At 40.2% G+C, this 5,039-nt stretch carries 5 protein-coding genes; 2 read left to right on the forward strand and 3 right to left on the reverse strand.

What is annotated here, in order from left to right:
* Positions 1 to 243 precede the first annotated feature (243 nt).
* Positions 244 to 1,668 (forward strand): cysteine--tRNA ligase, encoded by a 1,425-nt coding sequence (gene cysS / locus N3F66_08765; GenBank protein MCX8124241.1) that lies wholly within the window; start codon positions 244 to 246, stop codon positions 1,666 to 1,668.
* On the forward strand, positions 1,650 to 2,372 hold the full coding sequence (gene rlmB, locus N3F66_08770) for a 23S rRNA (guanosine(2251)-2'-O)-methyltransferase RlmB (GenBank protein ID MCX8124242.1): 723 nt from the start codon (positions 1,650 to 1,652) through the stop codon (positions 2,370 to 2,372). Before cysS ends, rlmB begins: the two co-directional genes overlap by 19 nt.
* 1 nt (position 2,373) lies before the next feature.
* Here rlmB and N3F66_08775 read toward each other — a convergent pair whose 3' ends face one another.
* The 3 genes from N3F66_08775 to N3F66_08785 all read right to left on the reverse strand — a co-directional run bounded on the left by N3F66_08775 (position 2,374) and on the right by N3F66_08785 (position 4,960).
* The gene (locus N3F66_08775) at positions 2,374 to 3,150 is read right to left on the reverse strand and encodes an ADP-ribosylglycohydrolase family protein (GenBank protein ID MCX8124243.1); all 777 of its coding nucleotides are present in this window, start codon (positions 3,148 to 3,150) and stop codon (positions 2,374 to 2,376) included.
* Positions 3,151 to 3,164: 14 nt separating this feature from the next.
* Entirely contained in the window at positions 3,165 to 4,418 is a 1,254-nt protein-coding gene (locus N3F66_08780; protein MCX8124244.1) for a glycosyltransferase, read from the reverse strand.
* Positions 4,419 to 4,537: 119 nt separating this feature from the next.
* Positions 4,538 to 4,960, reverse strand: a complete 423-nt coding sequence (locus tag N3F66_08785; GenBank protein MCX8124245.1) for a hypothetical protein — start codon at positions 4,958 to 4,960, stop codon at positions 4,538 to 4,540.
* Positions 4,961 to 5,039: the final 79 nt, after the last annotated feature.

Raw genomic sequence — 5,039 nt, forward strand, 5'->3', positions numbered from 1 at the left:
TATTATAAACTATCGCCTGAAGATTTTAACAAAATTGATTTTACAAAAGCCTATACGCCACCCCCCGAAATCCCCTCACCTCCTGCATCAATAGAAGTAAAAGAAAAAATTATTGAGTACGTTCCAGTAGAAGAGCATATACTGGAAGATTAATGTAGAATATTTTCTCTTTATTCTTGACCTATTTGCTTGTGTACTACGTATATGGTAATAAACTCTTTGCTTACACTGGGAGGAATAACTGTGGCTCTGAAAATTTTCAATACAATGACACGCAAGCTGGAAACATTTACACCAGGTGGAGTACCTAAAGATAAAATAGAAGATTATCCACCTGTTACCATTTATTCCTGTGGGCCTACTGTATATAGTTTTGCGCATATTGGTAATTTCCGCACATTTGTATTTAATGACTTCTTACGACGATACCTTAAATTCCGCGGTTTCAAAGTGAACCACGCTATGAATATTACCGACGTAGATGACAAAACCATAGCTGGTGCTCTTAAAGAAGGCATTACCCTGCGTGAATATACTGATAAATATACACAAATATTCTTTGAAGACCTTAAAACGTTGAACATTGAACCGGTGGAACATTACCCACGAGCAACAGAATCAATTGATGCCATGATAGATATTATTGCTCAACTGGAAAAGAAAGGCCTTATTTATGAAAAAGACGGTTCCATCTACTTCAGCATTGCAAAATTTCACCGGTATGGGCGTTTAAGCAATGTTACCAGCATGGATATTAAAGCAGGTGCTCGTTATGATGCCGATGAATATAGCAAGGAAGATGTGCGCGACTTTGCTTTATGGAAAGCCCCTAAAGACAATGAGCCCTACTGGGAAACACCATTTGGCAAAGGCAGGCCCGGGTGGCATATTGAGTGCTCAGCAATGGTACGCAAAATCTTTGGCACCACCATTGATATTCACACCGGCGGTGTGGATTTGATCTTCCCCCATCATGAAAATGAGATAGCTCAGAGCGAAGCAGCTTACGATGAACCATTTGTGCGCTACTGGATCCATGTTGAACACCTGCTGGTAGAAGGCTCAAAGATGTCAAAATCGCTTGGCAATTTTTATACACTGCGTGATCTTCTTAACAAAGGCTATTCGCCACGAGCTATACGGTACCTGCTTTTAACCGCACACTACCGCAAACAGCTCAACTTTACATTTGATGGATTACATCAAGCTGCAGGGGCATTGCTTAGAATTGACAACCTTATTGCACGCCTCAATGATATAAAACATGATGCGCCAAGTAATCAAATGGTTATAGACAGGTGCAATTCATTTATTACTGCATTCACTGAAACTGTTGATGATGATTTGAATATTGCTGGCGGCACCGGGGTGTTCTTTGACTTTGTACACGATATCAACACAATGATTGATGCAGGGTCATTGAGCAAAACAGATGCCATGGTAGTTATGGATACTTTAAAAAAGATAGATACTGTTTTTGGGTTTATCTTTTTTGCGGAAGCATCACAGATAAACAAAGATGAAATTGAAGCATTAATTGAAGAACGTAACAAAGCCCGCAAAGAAAAAAATTTTGCTCGTGCTGACGAAATACGTCAGTTGCTTCTTGACAAAGGCATAATCATTCAGGACACCAAAGAGGGAACACGGTGGATAGTCAAATCGTAGCAGGGCGCAAGGTTGTGCTGGAATACCTTTCTGAAGTGGAAGGGCAGGCAACGCTCTACGTTTCTGATACTGCACATGGCAAAATCATCGACGTAATTATTGCTACAGCTCGCAGCAAAAACATTCCCATACAGAAGGTACACAAAAGCTGGTTTGCTACACACTGTGATGCAAATCATCAAGGTGTGGCTCTTGTTATGAGCTATCGCCCACAAAAAGATGAAAAAGATTTTGACCTGCACACAATTGCTGCCAAAAAAGGCGTGATAGTTGCCTGCGATGAGATAACCGACCCTCACAACATTGGTGCAATCATACGCACTACTGAAGCATTAGGTGGCAGCGCAGTAGTGCTCACAAAAGCTCATGCTCCGGAAATTACTCCAACAATTATTAAAGCTTCAGCAGGAGCAACGGCCCATATACCAGTTCATAGGATGGCAAACCTGGCTCGATTCATGGATGATGCAAAGAAAGCTGGTTTTTGGGTAATAGGTACCAGCGATAAGGGAACGCAAGGCTTAACTACACTAACAGCCTATAAGCCAGCAGTGCTTGTCATTGGCAGCGAAGGTAGTGGCATGCGCCACCTGACACAAAGCCTATGCGATGTAATTGTACGCATCCCGCTTAAAGGCAAAGTGTCATCACTGAATGCAGCGGTTGCCTGTGGCATTGTATTGTGGGAACTCCTCAAAGAATAGATTAACCGTAGCGCGTATCAAACTCTTTGATTATATCAATAAACTCACCAGGCAACTTGCTATACGCATACTCTATTAGTGCAGCTGGTATGCTTTTATAAAATGCTGTGGCGATAGCTCCAGCAATACAAGCCTGTGTATCAGCATCACCTCCTAATGAAATTGCCAGCCGCACTGCACTTTCATAATCAGTGCTATCTAAAAAAGCTACAATAGCTTGTGGTACTGAACCCTGACAGGTAACATCAAAGTGATAGGATGGGCGAATCTCATCAATTGTATATTCTAAATTATACCCAAATGTGTGAGCAATATAATGTTTGATTTCCTCTTTTGATTTCCCCTGTTTTGCTAAAAACACACTTGCTGCAACTGCCTGCGCTCCTTTAATGCCTTGGGGATGATTATGCGTGACAGCAGCTGTTTTTTCAGCAATTGAACAAACATCATGCAGTGAAGTATATGCAAATCCCACAGGGCTTACGCGCATGGCTGAACCATTGCCAAAACTATTGTAAGGCTTCAAATTGCATGATTGCAACCAGCTATAAAATGCTCCACCATATCCACGGTGAGGATAACGATTACCATACTCCCACAATGTGTGTGCAAAATCCTTCTTATGCAGAATGCAATCTGCAATTGCTATTGTTAATACAGTATCATCGGTAAATGTTGCATATGGGTTGAATAAATCAAATTGAGTTTTCTTAATAGGACTTGCTTCATATACAGAGCCAATAATGTCACCAACTATCGCCCCTATTATTGTTGGCATTTTTGAAATGCTACTCATAGTTCTATATTCTTGCCTTTTGACTGCCATCGTTCAAGCAAAAATGGTTTATACAGTTCAAACACCTGTGCCTGTTCTTCCACTACTTCTTCAGCTTCAATGGAAGTCATGTGAAATGTTTCATTTATAAATGAGGCAATCCTGCCAAAGTACAGTGGCACCATGAGACTGATTAGCCTTACTTTATTTATCTGCCAGGTGTGGTAAATTGCAGATAGTTCATAAACAACTTTAACCCAGATTTCGACTGGAATATTAAACAGGTCAACATCCATACGTGATGAAGTTTCAAGTGTGGAATATACTTCATTACTGAACATTTCCTTATACAGTGCTTGAAACTGCATAAAACCTGTTTTATATTCATTCACAAGCCGTGGCAAATTTACTTCTATTGCCTCAGGCTCAACCTTTGCAACATCCCCAAAAGTTGGCACCGGTTTGCTGCCTTCAATATTTTTCCAGTACGGCTCATAGTGCTCCATAAGTCTGAACAGTGTACCAATCACCTGCACAAACATTGGCCCCAACGATTGGGCTGGGTCTTTTGCATCATGAATCTTAACCCCTAAATTTGCCTGGCATATATTTACATGGCTCACTATTGCATTAACTGTCATAAATATATCTATGCCAAAACGTGCGATATCGGTGGTCCACACTGGTTTATCCAGATACAATTGCGCCAGGCGTTTTGAGAATGTGAAGTCGCCACCAATGGGCTGGCGAATTCGTTTGCCAAATACTGCACGTATGATATTATATACAATATTATTGGTGATAGTCCCGTCATATTTGTAACGGGTATACACGGGTGCAACAAACTCATACTTTTTTTCAAGTACGGGCGATAGCAGCCGCTGTACCCATTCAGGAGAGATGCTCCGCAGATCGGAATCAACTACCATGCACGCATCAACATCAAGAATATGTGCAGCCTCAAAGATTGCCCTGAATGCCGAACCCTTGCCAGCAACACCGCGGTATATTTGAATGATGCGCTCCTGCCATGGTTTCAATTCAATGGACTGTGCAATGTCGCGGGTATCATCAGTGGAACCACCATCTGATACAAAAATGACAGGGCGAAGATCATTATAATATTTGAATAATCCATCGCTCACCATACTCATGACATTGGCGATAGTAGATTCGTTATTAAAGCATGGTATGCCAATAAGAATATCCGCTTTTTTTATTTGCTCAAGCCGTTTGATGATAAACGGGCGTAATGCTGTAGAGTATTCCATAATGGAAAGTATACACTATCATGATTGCATAATCAAGAATTTTACTACTTATTCTATTTATACATGATTTTGGATATATCAGTGTATTATTTATTTTTCATTAAATTGCCATAATATTTCTACAAACAATCAGGGCATAATCCATGAGAAAATAATGCATCACTATGTTGACTTATATAATGTTCTATTGGCTGCCATGTACCTTTTTCATCGCGTATTTTTTTACAGTAAGAACATATTGGCAGTATCCCCTGCAGTAAAGTAACTTCTTCCTCTAGCTTTTTATTTTCCATTGCAACTTTTTCTATAGTAAGTGAAAATGCAATGAAGACAAGAATCTGTATAATCATATTTACTGTTGATTCCATCATTGACCATGGAACTCTCCATATAAATGAAACAAATGAAAATCGTATTACAGGTAAAAGAAACGTATACAGTAACCCATAACCCTTTCCATTGAACCATGTTGAAAGTGCAATGGGTATGAGGAATGTAATGGGGATTTTTATATGCTCTGACCCCTCACACCCACCCAGCAATTGAATACCTCTTGCGGTAAACTTCATCATACCGCATGAATTTTGCTAATCGTTCTGCAAATGTCTTCCCTAACTGCAC

Source organism: Spirochaetota bacterium (assembly GCA_026414805.1).
Taxonomy (GTDB): Bacteria; Spirochaetota; UBA4802; order UBA4802; family UB4802; genus UBA4802.

Excerpts from the sequence above, each read along its gene's own strand:
- N3F66_08775 (MCX8124243.1), bottom strand. The coding sequence starts at position 3,150 with ATGCCAACAATAATAGGGGCGATAGTTGGTGACATTATTGGCTCTGTA.
- N3F66_08780 (MCX8124244.1), bottom strand. The coding sequence starts at position 4,418 with ATGGAATACTCTACAGCATTACGCCCGTTTATCATCAAACGGCTTGAG.